The sequence below is a fragment of the Rhizobium sp. GW821-FHT14E12 genome, assembly GCF_058803745.1.
On the sequence record NZ_JBXAPH010000002.1, the window covers coordinates 827,327 to 842,603 of the forward strand.

General features: G+C 61.2%; 19 protein-coding genes. 12 read left to right on the plus strand and 7 right to left on the minus strand.

Annotated elements, in window-relative coordinates; translation table 11 throughout:
• The first annotated feature begins 160 nt into the window (after window positions 1-160).
• From AC1RO0_RS11940 to AC1RO0_RS11960, 5 genes are all read left to right on the plus strand, one after another.
• Window positions 161-424 carry a DUF2934 domain-containing protein gene (locus AC1RO0_RS11940; RefSeq protein WP_498593090.1) on the plus strand — a complete coding sequence of 88 codons (264 nt, stop codon included), beginning with the start codon at window positions 161-163 and terminating at the stop codon, window positions 422-424.
• 266 nt (window positions 425-690) lie between these two features.
• Window positions 691-861, plus strand: coding sequence for a hypothetical protein (locus tag AC1RO0_RS11945; protein WP_498593091.1), 171 nt, complete (start codon window positions 691-693; stop codon window positions 859-861).
• Between the two features lie 60 nt (window positions 862-921).
• Window positions 922-1,233 carry a plasmid stabilization protein gene (locus AC1RO0_RS11950; RefSeq protein WP_498593092.1) on the plus strand — a complete coding sequence of 104 codons (312 nt, stop codon included), beginning with the start codon at window positions 922-924 and terminating at the stop codon, window positions 1,231-1,233.
• A 148-nt stretch (window positions 1,234-1,381) separates the two neighbouring features.
• Window positions 1,382-2,119, plus strand: coding sequence for a glutathione S-transferase (locus AC1RO0_RS11955; RefSeq protein WP_498593093.1), 738 nt, complete (start codon window positions 1,382-1,384; stop codon window positions 2,117-2,119).
• The gene (locus tag AC1RO0_RS11960; protein ID WP_498593094.1) at window positions 2,116-2,691 is read left to right on the plus strand and encodes a methyltransferase family protein; all 576 of its coding nucleotides are present in this window, start codon (window positions 2,116-2,118) and stop codon (window positions 2,689-2,691) included. The genes AC1RO0_RS11955 and AC1RO0_RS11960 overlap by 4 nt, the downstream gene beginning before the upstream one ends.
• Before the next feature lie 6 nt (window positions 2,692-2,697).
• Here the strand turns inward: AC1RO0_RS11960 and ligD are convergent, their stop codons facing one another.
• The 5 genes from ligD to AC1RO0_RS11985 all read right to left on the minus strand — a co-directional run bounded on the left by ligD (window position 2,698) and on the right by AC1RO0_RS11985 (window position 7,223).
• Window positions 2,698-3,585, minus strand: a complete 888-nt coding sequence (ligD, locus tag AC1RO0_RS11965; RefSeq protein WP_498593095.1) for a non-homologous end-joining DNA ligase — start codon at window positions 3,583-3,585, stop codon at window positions 2,698-2,700.
• A gap of 80 nt (window positions 3,586-3,665) precedes the next feature.
• Window positions 3,666-4,460, minus strand: a complete 795-nt coding sequence (locus tag AC1RO0_RS11970) for an SDR family NAD(P)-dependent oxidoreductase (protein ID WP_498593096.1) — start codon at window positions 4,458-4,460, stop codon at window positions 3,666-3,668.
• A 153-nt stretch (window positions 4,461-4,613) separates the two neighbouring features.
• A complete protein-coding gene (gene pcaF, locus AC1RO0_RS11975) occupies window positions 4,614-5,819 on the minus strand; it encodes a 3-oxoadipyl-CoA thiolase (protein WP_498593097.1) in 1,206 nt (401 codons plus the stop codon).
• A gap of 10 nt (window positions 5,820-5,829) precedes the next feature.
• Window positions 5,830-6,519 (minus strand): 3-oxoacid CoA-transferase subunit B, encoded by a 690-nt coding sequence (locus AC1RO0_RS11980; RefSeq protein WP_498593098.1) that lies wholly within the window; start codon window positions 6,517-6,519, stop codon window positions 5,830-5,832.
• Window positions 6,516-7,223, minus strand: coding sequence for a 3-oxoacid CoA-transferase subunit A (locus AC1RO0_RS11985; protein WP_498593099.1), 708 nt, complete (start codon window positions 7,221-7,223; stop codon window positions 6,516-6,518). Before AC1RO0_RS11985 ends, AC1RO0_RS11980 begins: the two co-directional genes overlap by 4 nt.
• Window positions 7,224-7,375: 152 nt before the next feature.
• Between AC1RO0_RS11985 and AC1RO0_RS11990 the strand changes: the two genes are divergently transcribed.
• A complete protein-coding gene (locus tag AC1RO0_RS11990; RefSeq protein WP_498593100.1) occupies window positions 7,376-8,131 on the plus strand; it encodes an IclR family transcriptional regulator domain-containing protein in 756 nt (251 codons plus the stop codon).
• Between the two features lie 202 nt (window positions 8,132-8,333).
• Here the strand turns inward: AC1RO0_RS11990 and AC1RO0_RS11995 are convergent, their stop codons facing one another.
• Window positions 8,334-9,221, minus strand: coding sequence for a helix-turn-helix domain-containing protein (locus AC1RO0_RS11995; RefSeq protein ID WP_498593101.1), 888 nt, complete (start codon window positions 9,219-9,221; stop codon window positions 8,334-8,336).
• 113 nt (window positions 9,222-9,334) lie between these two features.
• On the opposite strand from AC1RO0_RS11995, the gene pobA reads away from it, so the two are divergent.
• A complete protein-coding gene (gene pobA / locus AC1RO0_RS12000) occupies window positions 9,335-10,507 on the plus strand; it encodes a 4-hydroxybenzoate 3-monooxygenase (RefSeq protein WP_498593102.1) in 1,173 nt (390 codons plus the stop codon).
• 6 nt (window positions 10,508-10,513) lie between these two features.
• Here the strand turns inward: pobA and pcaQ are convergent, their stop codons facing one another.
• Window positions 10,514-11,440: a pca operon transcription factor PcaQ gene (gene pcaQ, locus AC1RO0_RS12005; RefSeq protein WP_498593103.1), complete on the minus strand. Its 927-nt coding sequence runs from the start codon at window positions 11,438-11,440 to the stop codon at window positions 10,514-10,516.
• A 93-nt stretch (window positions 11,441-11,533) separates the two neighbouring features.
• Here pcaQ and pcaD point away from each other — a divergent pair, with 93 nt between their 5' ends.
• The 5 genes from pcaD to AC1RO0_RS12030 are packed head-to-tail and all read left to right on the plus strand — an operon-like array spanning window position 11,534 to window position 15,172.
• Entirely contained in the window at window positions 11,534-12,346 is an 813-nt protein-coding gene (gene pcaD / locus AC1RO0_RS12010; protein ID WP_498593104.1) for a 3-oxoadipate enol-lactonase, read from the plus strand.
• Window positions 12,339-12,743, plus strand: coding sequence for a 4-carboxymuconolactone decarboxylase (pcaC, locus tag AC1RO0_RS12015; RefSeq protein WP_015917817.1), 405 nt, complete (start codon window positions 12,339-12,341; stop codon window positions 12,741-12,743). The genes pcaD and pcaC overlap by 8 nt, the downstream gene beginning before the upstream one ends.
• A 12-nt stretch (window positions 12,744-12,755) precedes the next feature.
• Window positions 12,756-13,505, plus strand: a complete 750-nt coding sequence (gene pcaH, locus AC1RO0_RS12020; protein WP_037219882.1) for a protocatechuate 3,4-dioxygenase subunit beta — start codon at window positions 12,756-12,758, stop codon at window positions 13,503-13,505.
• A 2-nt stretch (window positions 13,506-13,507) separates the two neighbouring features.
• On the plus strand, window positions 13,508-14,119 hold the full coding sequence (pcaG, locus tag AC1RO0_RS12025) for a protocatechuate 3,4-dioxygenase subunit alpha (protein ID WP_498593372.1): 612 nt from the start codon (window positions 13,508-13,510) through the stop codon (window positions 14,117-14,119).
• A gap of 3 nt (window positions 14,120-14,122) precedes the next feature.
• Window positions 14,123-15,172: a 3-carboxy-cis,cis-muconate cycloisomerase gene (locus tag AC1RO0_RS12030; protein ID WP_498593105.1), complete on the plus strand. Its 1,050-nt coding sequence runs from the start codon at window positions 14,123-14,125 to the stop codon at window positions 15,170-15,172.
• Window positions 15,173-15,277: the final 105 nt, after the last annotated feature.

Below are 15,277 nucleotides of genomic sequence, written 5' to 3' on the forward strand. Positions count from 1 at the left end.
TGCGAAGCGCCCGGCGTGGTTCGAGAGTCGAGACGCATGGATTTTCTCCATGGCTTATCTGAGCCAGCGTCTCGAGTGCTCGGGGGAGGCATGCAAGCCCGCGTTTCAAGAACGGGTATTTTCATCAACCAATGTTCAATGATGCGAACGGAGATCGGCAATGTTGGAATCGCGGGATGAATGGATCGAGAAACGTGCCTATGCCATATGGGAGGCCGAAGGTTACCCTTCCGGCCGCGATACGGTTCACTGGGAACAGGCAAGCAACGAACGTGTAATCTTCGAGAAGAGCAAGACGAAGAAGGCAAAAACCTCCGTCACGCCCAAAGCAAAACGCCAAGCGACAATTACCGAGGCGCTGGGTCTGCCGGCCAAGACCGCACCGAAACGGGCAGCGAAAAAGGCGGTCGAAGCGAAGGTTTAAAGCGGACTTCGCCTTTCATGATCCAATCCATGCAATGAGCGGCCCGGCATTAATCACCGGGCCGTTTTCCTGACGCTCCCGGCCATTGAAATTCGCGGCGATTTCGACCAGTTGCCTGCTAGGCACAAACAGATGTCATACATCGATGCTATCAGGTGAAGAGTGAGCTTCACCATGAACGATAGGTGTTCGGATTACATGGGGCATGTCTGTTCCGACCATTGCCACGGCCGGTCGCCATTTCATGGCTGCACCGATGTGATGCCATGACATCACTCCTCATTCTCGCAACCCTCTATCTTCTAGCGACGCTTGTGGTGATCCTCATCATCGACCGCTCCGTCGGCATCATGTTTCCCGCATCGGGCAAGCAAAGGCGTGTAGCCAATCGCCGGCCGCTTCCGGATGTGTCGAAGCAATCATCTGCATCCCGCTGAGATCGGAACTTTTTCCATGGCGACGGGTTGGTCTCCTCATCTGCAAAGAGGAGAAAGACCATGCCAAGAGGAGACAAATCCGCTTACACCGACAAGCAGAAGCGCAAGGCCGAGCACATCGAGGAAAGCTACGAAAGCCGTGGCGTTTCCGAGGATGAGGCCGAGCGCCGCGCCTGGGCGACCGTCAACAAGGAAAGCGGCGGCAAGAAGTCCGGCTCCGGCCGAGGGCACCCTGAAAACCATGCATCGTCCGAGAAGGGCGGCCGGATCGGCGGAAAAGCCTCCGCGAGCCGCCCTGCCCCCGAACGTTCGGCATCCGCGAAGAAAGCGGCCGCCACCCGCAAGCGCCATGAGCAACAGGCTCACCATTAGCCTGGCATTTGCGGAAAGCGGCTATACGGCCCTATCCTAGAAGAAATGGTCGCAGGTCCAGCCCCTTCCGTTCCGCCACGCCGATGCTAAGCTTCCATGACGATCGAGCAGACATAGCAGGCGGCACAAGAGACCGGAGGATCTTCGAATGGCCTATGAGCTCTACTACTGGGATGGCATCCAGGGCCGTGGCGAATTCGTGCGCCTCGCCCTTGAGGAGGCCGGCGCCGATTACATCGACGTCAGCCGTGGCTCGGCGAGTGAGGGCCAGGGCATGCGGGCGATGTTTGCCGTGATGGAGAGCAGGGCGGAGGCGCATATCCCGCTCGCCCCGCCCTTTCTGAAAGATGGCGATCTCGTCATCCCGCATGTTGCCAATATCCTGATGTATCTAGGTCCCAAACTCGGCCTCGCGCCGGAGGATCAAGGCGATCGCCATGTGGTCAACGGCCTGCAACTGACGATCACCGATCTCGTCGCCGAGGTGCACGACACACACCACCCGATCGCCACCTCGAAATATTACGAGGAACAGAAGCAGGAAGCCAAGGCCCGCACCGCCGAGTTTCTCGACAATCGCATGCCGAAATTCCTCGGCTATTTCGAGCGCGTCCTGGAGCAGAATCCGAAAGGGCCAATGCATATATTCGGCAACCGGCTCACCTATGTCGATCTGTCATTGTTCCAGGTGTTCGAAGGGCTGCGCTATGCCTTTCCGCGCGCAACAGCGCATCTGAGCGACGAGTATCCGCATCTGGCGGCTTTGCGCGAGACCGTTGCGAGACGACCGAACATTGCCCGCTACCTCACATCCGAGCGCCGCATTCCCTTCAACGAAGATGATATCTTCCGGCATTATCCCGAGCTGGACAGGAGCGCGGCATGAGCGAAGCAAGGTTGCTGACCGTATTCTTTCCGGCCTGCTGGAGCATCTGGGGACTGATCTGGGCTGTCGCAGCGTTCAGTGTCAAGAAGACGACGCGGAGCGAGGATCCGTTGTCACGGTTTTCGAATACCGCCCCGATCTGGATATGCGGCCTCCTGCTGCTGGTGCCCCCAGCCCGGCTTGGCCCACTCTCTTTCCAGATCGTTCCGCAAAATCTGATCTATTACGGCATCGGCGCGGTGATGACCGTTGCAGGCCTAAGCTTTGCCGTATGGGCGCGCTATCATCTCGGCCGCAACTGGAGCGGCGTGATTACGGTCAAGGAGGATCATGCGCTGATCCGCACCGGCCCCTACGCCATCGTCCGTCATCCGATCTATACCGGCCTGCTGCTTGCCATCATCGGCTCAGCACTTGCGCGTGGTGACATCGCCGCCTTGCTGGCGATCGCCTTCATGCTCTACGCCGTCCTGCGCCGTGTCGACATCGAGGAGCGCTGGATGAGCGAGACATTCGGGCAGGCCTATGTGGACTACAAGGCGACGACACCGGCGCTGTTTCCGTTCGTGTAATAGAGGCTAGCCGTTCAGAGGCTTCGCAGCTTCGAAGAAATCGGCCCATGGATCGGCGAAGCGATCGTTCAGCCGCGAAGCCGCATTCTTGACGGTGAAGGAAGCCGGACCGATCTTCTCGGTCAACTCATCCCAGGCAAGCGGCATTGAAACCGCCGCCCCCGGCCTTGCGCGTGTCGAATAGGGCGCGACGGCGGTATTGCCGCGGCCGTTGCGCAGATAGTCGATGAAGATGTGGCCGGTCCGCTTCGCTTTCGCGGCAACCGAGAGATATTTTTCCGGGCTGTCGGCGCTCATACCATGGGCCATCGCTTCGGCTACGGCCTTGACATCCGGCCATGTCGCCTGCGGTTTGAGGGGCGCGACAACATGCAATCCCTTGCCGCCCGATGTCTTGACGAAGGAGGCAAGGCCCATCTCCGCAAACCGCGCCTTTATCTCCTGCGCGCCCGCAATGACTGCGCTCCAGGCGACATCGTCACCGGGATCGAGGTCCATGATGATCATATCGGGCTTTTCCCAACGAGCCGTCGTCGTACCCCAAGGGTGAATTTCAAGGGAGGCGGATTGGACGAGCGCGGCAAGTCCGTCAAAATCCCTGATCCGCAACAGTTTTTCACCATCCCTGTCCTCAGGATCGGCGATTTCCTCGATGTGCGGATTGATGCCCTTCCAGGCATGTTTTTGGAAGAAGCGCGGGCCTTTAATGCCGTCGGGGCAGCGCAGCAACGCCAGCGGTCGATCAACAATGAAAGGTGCCATGCGCGGCCAGGCGAGCGCGTAATAGTCGACAAGATCCTGTTTGCTGACGCCATCATCCGGCCAATAGATCCGCTCCGGATGCGTCAGTTGCACGGAGGTCTTCGCAAGGTCCAGTATGGGCGTCTTTGCCATCCGCATACGCTCCGTCATCGGTGCTACGCCGGGCACAGATTATCATTGCCCGGCGCTAAAAGTCGATTGCCGGCGACGCCTTACGGCATCAGCTGGCCGCCATTGACCTCGATGACCTGGCCGGTGATGTAACCGGAAAGGGTTGGCGAAGCGAGGAAGAGGTAAGCGCCGACGCAGTCTTCCGAGGTGCCGACGAAGCCCATGGGAATGGTCTTGCGCTGCAATTCCATCTGCTGGTCATTGGTATAGCGCTCATGAAACGGCGTGGCGATGACGCCCGGCGCCACGGCATTCACGCGGATCTTGTCGCCAACGAATTCCTTGGCGTGGCCATGGGTGATGGTCGAGACGAAGCCCTTGGAGGCGGCGTAGAGGATCGCGCCGTTGCCACCGCCATTACGGGCGGCGATCGAGGTGGTGTTGATGATGAAGCCGCCCTGCTTCTTGAGGTGCGGGTGTGCGGCGCGGGTGGCGGCAAGCACCGAGCGAGCATTGAGGTTCATCACACGCTCGTAATGTGCGTCGGTCATCTCGGACGTCGGCACGCGGCCGAGCATGCCGCCGGCATTGTTGATCAGGCCGTCGAGGCCACCGAAAGCTTCCGCCGTTTCGTTGACGACGCGCTCGGTCTCGCCCTCCTGCGAAACGTCACCCTGGACCAGATGCACCTGCCCGCCGGCGGCGGCGATCTCTGCGACGAGCTTTTCGGCCGGCTCGCGGCTGGCGTTGAAGTGGATACCGACCTTCATGCCCTGCTGCGCGAAGGCGCGGGCAAGGGCCGCGCCGATGCCGGTCGAGGCGCCGGTGATCAACACCCGCTTGTCGGCGAGGTCGGGAATACGAATGAATGCGAGGGATTGCGCAAGTTCTGTCATGACGGCTCCTCCTGAAAGTCGATAATAAATCATACGATGAAATCGCGACTGTAATATCAGGCGGAAGCGCGGCACGGCAATGCGCGCGAGGCAAACAAAAACAGGCCGCCCGGAACGTTCCGCACGGCCCGCCGTCAATTCATCGTGAGGGGATCAGACCCGCTCGAGCGCGATAGCGATGCCCTGGCCGACGCCGATGCACATGGTCGACAGCGAATAGCGACCACCGGTTTCCTTCAGCTCTAACGCCGCCGTGCCGGTAATGCGGGCGCCGGACATGCCGAGCGGATGGCCGAGCGCAATGGCCCCGCCATTGCGGTTGACGCGGGCATCGTCGCCGGCAATGCCGAGTTCGCGCAGGACGGCCAGCCCCTGCGAGGCGAAGGCTTCGTTGAGTTCGATGACGTCGAACTGTTCCTGGCGCATACCGAGACGGGCCATCAGCTTGCGCGACGCCGGGACCGGGCCGATGCCCATCACGCGCGGCGGCACGCCGGCGGCAGCGCCGCCGAGGATGCGGGCAATCGGCGTCAGGCCATATTTCTTCACCGCCGCTTCCGAAGCGATGATCAGCGCCGCAGCACCGTCGTTAACGCCGGAAGCATTGCCGGCGGTGACCGTGCCACCCTCTTGTCTGAAGGGCGTACCGAGCTTGGCCAAAGTCTCGATCGTCGTGGCGCGCGGATGCTCGTCCTTGCCGACGACGATGGCGTCGCCCTTGCGCTGCGGGATCGTCACCGGGGTGATCTCCTTGGCGAGACGGCCGTTCTCCTGTGCAGCTGCCGCCTTGGCCTGCGAGCGGACGGCGAAGGCGTCCTGGTCCTCGCGGCTGACCCTATAATCCTCGGCAACGTTCTCACCGGTTTCCGGCATGGAATCGACGTCATATTGCTTTTTCATCAGCGGATTGATGAAGCGCCAGCCGATGGTGGTGTCGTAGATCTCCGCATTGCGCGAAAAGGCGCTGTCGGCCTTGGGAATGACGAAGGGCGCGCGCGACATGCTCTCAACGCCGCCAGCAATCATCAGCTCCGCCTCGCCCGCGCGAATGGCACGCGCTGCGGCGATGACGGCATCCATACCGGAGCCGCACAGGCGGTTGATCGTTGTGCCGGAAACCGAGACCGGCAAGCCGGCGAGCAGCGACGACATGCGCGCGACGTTTCTATTGTCTTCGCCCGCCTGGTTGGCGCAGCCGTAGATGACGTCGTCGACGGCTTCCCAATCGATCGAGCCGTTGCGCTCGATCAGTGCCTTCAAGGGCACCGCGCCGAGATCGTCGGCGCGGACCGAGGAGAGCGAGCCGCCGAAACGGCCGATGGGCGTGCGGATATAGTCACAGATGAAGGCTTCGGTCATAGTCTTCTCCTTAGAGCGCCGGCACGACGAGGTCGGTAACGGGGCGGTCGGTATGGAGCGGAGCGCCGGTCATCGCCTGCAGCTCGTCCATGGTCATGGCAGCCAGCTTTTCCCGCACGACGAAGCCGCCATTAGCGATATCGATGACGGCATGGCTCGTATAGACGCGGGTGATGCAGCCGACGCCGGTCAGCGGGAAGGTGCAGGCGTCCACCAATTTCGGCTTGCCGTCCTTCGTCACATGTTCGGTGATGACGAAAACCTGCTTGGCGCCATGCACCAAATCCATGGCGCCGCCAACGGCAGGCACGCCCTTGGAGCCGACGCGCCAGTTGGCAAGGTCACCATTCTGGGCCACCTGATAGGCACCGAGGATCGCCACATCGAGATGACCGCCGCGCACCATCGCGAAGCTATCGGCATGGTGGAAGAAGGCAGCGCCGGGCTTCAAGGTCACGGCCTTCTTGCCGGCGTTGATCAGGTCCCAATCTTCTTCACCCTCGGCCGGAGGCTCGCCGAAATCCAGGATGCCGTTTTCCGTGTGAAAGATCGCCTGGCGTCCTGGGGGCTGGTAGCGGGCGACCATTTCCGGAAAGCCGATGCCGAGATTCACATAGGCGTCGTCTTCGATGTCCTGCGCCGCACGCCAGGCGATCTGGGCGTTGGAGAGCTTGATGTCGTCGCGTGTGTCGATGGTCATGCGTATACCACTCCGGCCCGAATGAGGTCTTCTTCCTGTTGCGGATTGGCGACTTCGACGACGCCGTTGACGAAGATGCCGGGGGTAACGATGTGCTCGGGATCAAGCTCGCCGGCTGCGACAATTCTTGAGACCTGCGCAATCGTCCTGGCAGCAGCCATGCACATCAGCGGATTGAAGTTGCGGCCGGCCTTGTTGTAGATGAGGTTACCATGCACGTCGCCAACGTATGCTTTGACAATGGCAAAATCGGCTTTGAGCCAGCGCTCCTGAACATAGTTGCGGCCATCGAACTCGGCGATGACCTTGCCGTTGGCAAGCTCGGTGCCATAGGCGGTCGGGGTATAGAAGGCCGGGATGCCGGCGCCGCCGGCGCGGATGCGCTCGGCCAGCGTCCCCTGTGGCACTAGTTCCAGCTCGATTTCGCCCGCCAGATAACGGTCGGTGAAGGCGCGTGGATCGGAGGAGCGCGGGAAAGAGCAGATCATCTTTTTGACCATGCCCGCATCGATCATCGCCGCAATGCCGATACGCCCGTTGCCGGCATTGTTGTTGATGACGGTCAGGTTCTTTGGGCCTTTGTCGATCAGCGCATGAATGAGTTCAATCGGGGCGCCGGAGCCACCGAAGCCGCCGATCATGATCGTCGCGCCATCGCCAATGTCCGAGACGGCCGCCGCCGTGCTCGCAATTGTCTTGTCCATGCGGAAACTCCCGTTTGCCATTGCGGGCGGATAAAGACGGCCCGTCCTCTCCCCTCGAAATAGATCAGCCTAGGCTGGACGGCAATTGATTTGTGCGGTATCTGATATTTGTTCATATATCGCACAAATCAAAGGCGAATTTGGAGGGCATCATGCGGGAAACCGATTTCGTAAGCGGCTTTGCGCGGGGCCTGAAGGTCGTCGAGGCTTTCGGCGAGACGCAGCAACGCCTGTCGATCGCCGAGGCGTCGAAGCTGACCGGGCTCGACCGCGCCACTGTGCGCCGCTCGCTGCTGACCTTGGCCGAACTCGGCTATGCCGTCTATGACGGGAAATTCTTCACGCTGACGCCGAAGATCCTGCGGCTCGGCCATGCCTATCTCGCCGCCACGCCGCTGCCGACGATCATCCAGCCCTATCTCGATCAACTTGCGGAACAGGCAGGCCACAATGCCTCGGCCTCGGTGCTCGATGGTACCGAGGTCGTCTATATCGCTCGCGCCTCGCAACGCCGGGTGATGTCGATCAATCTGACGCCGGGCAGCCGCCTGCCCGCCTTCTGCGCCTCCATGGGCCGCGTCCTGCTGGCCGCCCTGCCGGAGAGCGAGGCGCGCGCCATTCTGGCGCGGACGGACCTCAAGGCGAATACGCCGAATACAAAGACGGACCCGGAGGAGCTGATGGCCGAGTTTCGCCGGGTACGGACTGAAGGCTATGCCGTTATCGACCAGGAACTGGAAATCGGTCTCTGCTCCATCGCCGTTCCGGTGGAAAACGATCGCGGCCAGACGGTCGCAGCCATCAACATCGGCGCCCCAGCCGCCTATGTCGCCGCCGCCGAAATGGCGGAGCGGTTTCTGCCGCTGCTGCGGGAGACGCAAAGGGCGTTGAGATTGGTTTTGCGGTAACCTTCATGCCTTCTGGGGCCATCCTCGTGGTTCGAGACGGCCCTATGGGCCTCCTCACCATGAGGATGGAGCGAGTAGCGTCTCTGTGCAGCTTGCAGCTCTTCGGCAGCAGAACGATGGGATGAGCCCTCATGGTGAGGTGGCGCGCAAGCGCCATCGAACCACGAGGGCAGGTGGCTGCCCGCGGTCCAGATCGCCTTGCTCACACCCCAAGCCTTTCCCGCTCGGCAACGCGCCAGACGCGCGGCGTCTCGCCGGTCTGTTTCAGGAAGAAACGTGAGAAATAGGCGGGATCGGCAAAACCCAGGCGATAGCCGATTTCCTGCACCGAACCGAAGGTGAAGACCAGTTCGCGCTTGGCTTCATCGATCAGTTTGCGGGCGATCAGTTCGTGGATAGCTTGACCTGTCTTTCCGCGCACGATGCGGTTCAAATGGGTTGGTGAGATGCCGAGGGCTTCGGCGTAGAAAGCCGCCGGCTTATGAGAGCGGAAATGCCGCTGGATCAGGCCGTATAATATCTCCATCCGCCGCTCGCTTTCGTCGGACGCACCCTGCCCTTCTCCCCCCTGCTGCGAAAGGCGGGCGGTCAGGAGCAGTGCCGATGTCAGATAGGCTTCGAGCAGATCGTTACGGCCACCACGCCGGTTGGCGAATTCTTCGCCAAGCCGCCTCAACGTTCCGGCAACGTAGGCCGCGTCCTCATTGTCCATATCGAGCCGCGTCAGATGCGGCTTGGCCAGCCATTCGCCGAGCCGGCTGCGGTCGCCAGGCGAAGTCTTGAGGTGCGAGATCAATATGGTGATGACGAAGCCGTCTATATCTCGCGAAAAACGGAAGCCGTGGTTGAGGCGCGGCGGCACGGTGATCACGGCGGGCGGCATGATCGCGTGGCTTTCGCCGTCGAAGATCGCGTCGCCCGAGCCGGCGTCTATGTACAAGATCTGAAAGAAACTCTCGTGGCGGTGCGGTCGGATTTCCCAATGATGCAGGCTGCTGCGAGAGGGTATGGTTTCGCAATGCAGCCAGAAATCAGGCTTCCGGCCGGTATTTTCACCGTAAAGTTCATAGGTTGGCACGGGTCTCGACATGGCTCCCTCCCTTCACTATGTTCGATTTGTGCAAGTTTCCGGGTGAAATGTCCATTGTTACCACCCTCTCCGCCGCGCAGAATTCTACAAAAGACGAAGCGCGGGAGGAGACCATGCGTACTCAGGTTGCCATTATCGGTTCAGGCCCTTCCGGCCTATTGCTTGGCCAATTGCTGACCGAAGCCGGCATCGACAACGTCATTCTCGACCGCGCCGGCAAGGATTACATTCTCGGCCGCGTGCGCGCCGGCGTGTTGGAGGAAGGCACGGTCTGGCTGATGGACAGGGCAAAGTCCAGTACGCGCCTCCATGCCGAGGGCCTGCCGCATGACGGCTTTTCGCTGGCGTTCGATGGCCGCGATCACCGCATCGATCTTCACGGCCTGACCGGCGGTAAGCGCGTGATGATCTATGGCCAGACAGAGCTGACCCGTGATCTGATGGCACGCCGCGAACAAAGTGGGGGACTGACGATCTATGATGCCGCCAACGTTTGCCCGCATGAATTCGAGGGCGTAGCTCCCCATCTCACTTATGAGAAAGACGGCGTCGCCCACCGCATCGACTGCGATTTCATCGCCGGTTGCGACGGCTTTCATGGCGTCAGCCGTAAGGCAGTTCCGGAAAAATCGATCCGAAGCTTCGAGAAGATCTATCCCTTCGGCTGGCTTGGCCTGCTTGCCGACGCCCCGCCTGTCAATCATGAATTGATCTATGCCAACCATCCGCGTGGCTTTGCGCTCTGCTCGATGCGGTCGATGACGCGCAGCCGTTATTACATCCAGTGCCCGCTGGATGAGAAGATAGAGAACTGGAGCGACGACCGCTTCTGGAACGAGCTGCGCCGCCGCCTGCCCGCACACCATGCCGAGGCCCTGATCACCGCGCCCTCGTTCGAGAAATCGATCGCGCCGCTGCGCTCCTTCGTCACGGAGCCCATGCGCTTCGGGCGCCTATTTCTCGTCGGCGATGCCGCCCATATCGTGCCACCGACGGGCGCCAAGGGCCTGAACCTTGCGGCAAGCGATGTCCATTATCTCTTCTCAGGCTTGGCGGAGCATTATCATGATCGCTCCAATACCGGCCTGGACGCCTATTCCGCCCAGGCGCTTGCCCGTGTCTGGAAAGCAGTGCGCTTTTCCTGGTGGATGACGACGATGATGCATCGCTTCCCCGACACCGGCGATTTCGACCAGAAGATCCAGGAGGCGGAGCTGGACTACCTCACGCACTCGCGCGCGGCGTCGACCGCTCTTGCCGAGAACTACGTCGGCCTGCCCTATTGAGGCGACTTAGCGCTTCTTCGCAACCTCGTCGGCCGCCTCGCGGATCGTCTGCATCAGGATCGACAGCGGCATGCTGGGAATGGCATCGGTACGCATGGTGAGCCCAACTGGTCCCCTTGTCTCGCTGGTGTCGATCGGCAGCAGGCTGAGCAGACCATCCTCGACGTCGCCAGCGACGACTCCGGTCGAAATGATCCAGACGGCATCGCTGGAGCGCACGAAGGCGCGACCGAAGGAATCCGATACCGTCTCAATCTGGTTCGGCAGGCTGGCGACGCCGTTGGAAATCAGAAAACTCTCGACGAAGGGCCGGATGATCGAGCCGCGAGGGGGCATCAGGATCGTGTATTTGCCGAGATTGGAAAACAGCGATTGCCTGGCCTTCAGCAGCGGGTGCCCTGCCCGCACCGCGAAGACGACCTGCTCGGAATAAAGATGCTCGAAGGAAAAACCTGCCATCTTGTCTGGGCTGCTCAGGCGTCCGACGACGAGATCGAGATCGCCGACGCGGAGCTGCTCCAGAAGCACGGCATTCTCACCGGTGACGATCTTGATGCGGCTCCAGGTTTCTTCCTTCAGGAACAGTTCCATCGCCCGCGGCATGATCCGCGTCGACACCGTCGGCAACGCGCCGATCCGGATCGGCGGCGCCTCGCCGGATCGCTCCTGCGAAACGGAATCGAGGCCCTGCCGAAGCGCCGTCAGCGCAGCACCCGCATGGCGCAGGAAGACTTCGCCGTAGCGGGTGATCTTGATGCCGCGCCCGTCGCGCTCGAACACCGCGACGCCCAACGCCTCCTCGAGTTCGCGGATGGTCTTGGTCACCGCCGGCTGGCTGACATGCAGGAGACCGGCCGCCTTGACCACGCTTTTCTGCCGCGCGACCTCGACAAAAGTCTGGAGATGGCGGAATTTGACGCGCGTGTCGATCATGGTAAAAATAACCTTTTGGTTATCGGAAAGCCATAAAATATCATTTTACTTAACCAGATTAAATCTACAATCTCGCTGTCGAGGAGATTTCCAGTGCAGTTCGCCCGTATCAACGACGTCACGATCCATTATCAGATCATCGGCGCTGCCGGTGACAAGCCGGTGCTTGTCTTTGCCAATTCGCTCGGCACCGACTTTCGCATCTGGCGCGACGTGATCGTGCGCCTCGCCGGCGATTTTGCCATCGTTCTCTATGACAAGCGCGGGCACGGCCTCTCCGATATTGGCCAGGTGCCCTATGCGATCGAGGACCACGCCATCGATCTCGCCGGACTGCTTGATCTGCTCAATGTCAAGAACGCCATCATTTGCGGCCTCTCGGTCGGCGGACTGATCGCGCAGTCGCTCTACCAGCGCCGTCCGGATCTGGTGCGGGCGCTGATCCTTTGCGACACCGCCCACAAGATCGGCACCGCCGACAGCTGGAATGCCCGCATCGCACAGGTCGAAGCTCATGGCATCGAATCGATCGTCGACGCGGTCATGGAGCGCTGGTTCACGCCGGCCTTCCGCCGCCCGGAAAACACGGCCTTCGCCGGCTACTCCAACATGCTGACCCGTCAGCCAACGGCTGGCTATGCGGCAACCTGCGCCGCACTGCGCGACGCTGATTTTACCGAGCCAGCGAAGAAGATCGCAGTGCCGACCATTTGCATCGTCGGCGATCAGGACGGCTCGACACCGCCGGAGCTGGTGTTGTCGACCGCCAAGCTCATTCCGAACGCACGCTATGAAGTGATCAAGGACGCCGGGCACATTCCCTGCGTCGAACAGCCCGAGGCGCTAACCGCCGTCATTCGCGCTTTCATCGATTTCGCCTTGCATGGAGAAAAGGCCCATGAATGAACCCAACGCCCCGTCCGAGCGCTATCGCCAGGGCATGGCAACCCGACGCGCCGTTCTCGGCGATAGTCATGTCGACCGTGCGCAGTCGGCATCGACGGAGTTCGACCAGCCTTTCCAGGAGCTGATCACCGAAGCGGCGTGGGGCCATGTCTGGTCGCGTCCGACGCTCAGCAAGCGCGAGCGTTCGATCGTCACGATCGCGCTTCTGGCAGCGCTCGGCCAGGATGACGAAGTGGCGATGCACGTCCGCGCAACGATCAATACCGGCGCGACACGCGACGATGTCCGCGAAGCGCTGCTGCATGTCGCAATCTATGCCGGCGTGCCGGCGGCCAATCACGCGATCAAGATCGCCAAGCAGGTTTTCGAACAGATGGACGCCGAGAAGGCGGCCTGAAGCGAGGCAACAATGTCTGACAAAAGCAATAGCAGGCCGGAAACCGGCGCCTTTTTCGGTCGCGATCGGGCCTGGCATGCGCCGGCTTTCACGCCGGGCTACAAGACCTCGGTGCTGCGGTCTCCGCAGCGCGCGCTCCTGTCGCTGGACGGCACGATCTCCGAAATCACCGGCCCGGTCTTCGGGCATTCCATTCTCGGCGAGCACGACAACGACCTGATCCACAATTTCGCCAAGCCTGGCGAAAGCGCCATCGGCGAGCGCATCATCGTGCATGGCCGCGTGCTCGACGAGCGCAATCGGCCGGTTCCGGGGGCTCTGCTCGAATTCTGGCAGGCCAATGCCGGCGGGCGGTATCGCCACAAGAAAGAGACCTATCTCGCCGCCCTCGATCCGAATTTCGGCGGTTGCGGCCGCGCCATCACCGACGAGGACGGCCATTATGCGTTCCGTACGGTTCGCCCCGGCGCCTACCCCTGGCCGAACGGCGTCAACGACTGGCGGCCGGCGCATATTCATTTCTCCGTCTTCGGCCACGGCTTTGCGCAACGGCTGATCACGCAGATGTATTTTGAGGGCGATCCGATGATCTGGAAATGTCCCATCGTCGGCACGATCCCCGACAAAAAGGCGATCGAGCAGCTGATCGCGCCGCTCGACTGGGGCAACACGATCCCGATGGACGCGCGCGCCTATAAGTTCGATATCGTCCTGCGCGGACGCCGCTCGACCCTGTTCGAAAACCGGCTGGAGGGGAACTGATGCTGCAGGAACTCGGCTACCTCAAGGAAACCCCGTCGCAGACGGCCGGCCCCTATGTCCATATCGGCCTGACGCCGAACTTCTGCGATATCCGTGGCGTCTATGATGTCGATCTCGGCACGTCCATGGTCAACGACAAGACACTGGGGCAACGCATCACGGTCAAGGGCCGGATTTTCGACGGCGCCGATACGCTTGTGAAAGATGCCGTCGTCGAAATCTGGCAGGCCGACAGCGCCGGGCTTTACAACAGCCCTTCGGAGATGCGCGGCACAGCCGATCCGAATTTCACCGGCTGGGGCCGCTGCCCGACCAGCGCCGAAGACGGCGTCTTCTCGTTTGAGACGGTGAAGCCCGGCCGCGCGCCCTATAAGGATGGGCGCAAGATGGCGCCGCATATCACGCTTTGGATCGTGGCACGCGGCATCAATATCGGCCTGCACACGCGGATGTATTTTCCCGACGAGGCCGAGGCCAATGCCGAGGACCCTCTGCTTGCCCGCATCGAGCATCGCCAACGTGTCGCCACCCTGATCGCCAGCCAGGAGGGGGCGGTCTATACGTTCGACGTGCATTTGCAAGGCGACAAGGAAACGGTTTTCCTCGATATATAGACCATGAGCATTTCCGCCTTCGACCATCCGTTTCTCTCCGGCCTCCTCGGCGACGAGGAGATTTCCGCTTATTTTTCAGCGGAAGCCGATATCCGCGCCATGCTCGCCTTCGAGGCAGCGCTTGCGAAAGCCGAGGCTAGGCATGGCGTCATTCCGCAAGAAGCGGCTGAGCGGATCGCGGAGGTCTGCGGCACCTTCCAGCCCGACACCGCCAGCCTGAAATCGGCGACCGCCACGGACGGCGTCATCATTCCCGATCTCGTCAAGCAGTTGCGCAAGGCGGTTGGCGGCGATGCGGCGCAGCATGTGCATTTCGGCGCAACCAGCCAGGATGTCATCGATAGCAGTCTGATGATCCGTCTCAAGGCGGTTGCCTTTTTGTTCACCGGTCGTCTTTACGCCATCACGGTTGGGCTCGAAAAACTCGACAAGCAATGTGGTGCGAACCGGCTGATGGGCCGCACCCGCATGCAGGCCGCCATTCCGATGACGGTCTCCGACCGGTTGCGCGCCTGGCGCACGCCGCTCGACACATATCGAGACCGGCTGACCCAGGAGAGCTTCCCTCTCCAGTTCGGCGGCGCGGTCGGCACGCTGGAAAAGCTTGGATCGAATGCCGCCGCTGTCCGCGCATCGCTGGCGCAGGAACTCGATCTCACCGACGCACCGCAATGGCAGAGCCAGCGGGGAGGCCTTGCCGAGTTCGCCGGCCTGCTCTCGCTGATCTCAGGCAGTCTCGGTAAGATCGGCCAGGATGTCGCTCTTCTGGCGCAGACCGGCGAGGAAATCGAGCTTGCCGGCGGCGGCGGCTCCTCGGCCATGCCGCACAAGCAGAACCCGGTCGCAGCCGAGACCCTGGTCACGCTTGCCCGCTTCAACGCCGTCCAGCTCTCCGGCATCCATCAATCCATGGTGCATGAGCAGGAACGCTCAGGTGCCGCCTGGACGCTCGAATGGCTGCTGTTGCCGCAGATAGTGATGGCAACAGCAGCGTCGCTGCGATCGGCGCGGGAATTAATTGGGAACGTGAGGCGGTTGGGAATAAATTCTTGAGCTGAAATTCAAGAAACAAACATAACCCTGGCATTATCGATGCGAGCGTTTATTTCATTTTACATCACTATTTCGTATGCCAGATTGACCGCAGCAAATTTGCGT

Coding starts and splice junctions, on each gene's coding strand:
- AC1RO0_RS11940 (WP_498593090.1), top strand. CDS start 161: ATGTTGGAATCGCGGGATGAATGGATCGAGAAACGTGCCTATGCCATA.
- AC1RO0_RS11945 (WP_498593091.1), top strand. CDS start 691: ATGACATCACTCCTCATTCTCGCAACCCTCTATCTTCTAGCGACGCTT.
- AC1RO0_RS11950 (WP_498593092.1), top strand. CDS start 922: ATGCCAAGAGGAGACAAATCCGCTTACACCGACAAGCAGAAGCGCAAG.
- AC1RO0_RS11955 (WP_498593093.1), top strand. CDS start 1,382: ATGGCCTATGAGCTCTACTACTGGGATGGCATCCAGGGCCGTGGCGAA.
- AC1RO0_RS11960 (WP_498593094.1), top strand. CDS start 2,116: ATGAGCGAAGCAAGGTTGCTGACCGTATTCTTTCCGGCCTGCTGGAGC.
- ligD (WP_498593095.1), bottom strand. CDS start 3,585: ATGGCAAAGACGCCCATACTGGACCTTGCGAAGACCTCCGTGCAACTG.
- AC1RO0_RS11970 (WP_498593096.1), bottom strand. CDS start 4,460: ATGACAGAACTTGCGCAATCCCTCGCATTCATTCGTATTCCCGACCTC.
- pcaF (WP_498593097.1), bottom strand. CDS start 5,819: ATGACCGAAGCCTTCATCTGTGACTATATCCGCACGCCCATCGGCCGT.
- AC1RO0_RS11980 (WP_498593098.1), bottom strand. CDS start 6,519: ATGACCATCGACACACGCGACGACATCAAGCTCTCCAACGCCCAGATC.
- AC1RO0_RS11985 (WP_498593099.1), bottom strand. CDS start 7,223: ATGGACAAGACAATTGCGAGCACGGCGGCGGCCGTCTCGGACATTGGC.
- AC1RO0_RS11990 (WP_498593100.1), top strand. CDS start 7,376: ATGCGGGAAACCGATTTCGTAAGCGGCTTTGCGCGGGGCCTGAAGGTC.
- AC1RO0_RS11995 (WP_498593101.1), bottom strand. CDS start 9,221: ATGTCGAGACCCGTGCCAACCTATGAACTTTACGGTGAAAATACCGGC.
- pobA (WP_498593102.1), top strand. CDS start 9,335: ATGCGTACTCAGGTTGCCATTATCGGTTCAGGCCCTTCCGGCCTATTG.
- pcaQ (WP_498593103.1), bottom strand. CDS start 11,440: ATGATCGACACGCGCGTCAAATTCCGCCATCTCCAGACTTTTGTCGAG.
- pcaC (WP_015917817.1), top strand. CDS start 12,339: ATGAATGAACCCAACGCCCCGTCCGAGCGCTATCGCCAGGGCATGGCA.
- pcaH (WP_037219882.1), top strand. CDS start 12,756: ATGTCTGACAAAAGCAATAGCAGGCCGGAAACCGGCGCCTTTTTCGGT.
- AC1RO0_RS12030 (WP_498593105.1), top strand. CDS start 14,123: ATGAGCATTTCCGCCTTCGACCATCCGTTTCTCTCCGGCCTCCTCGGC.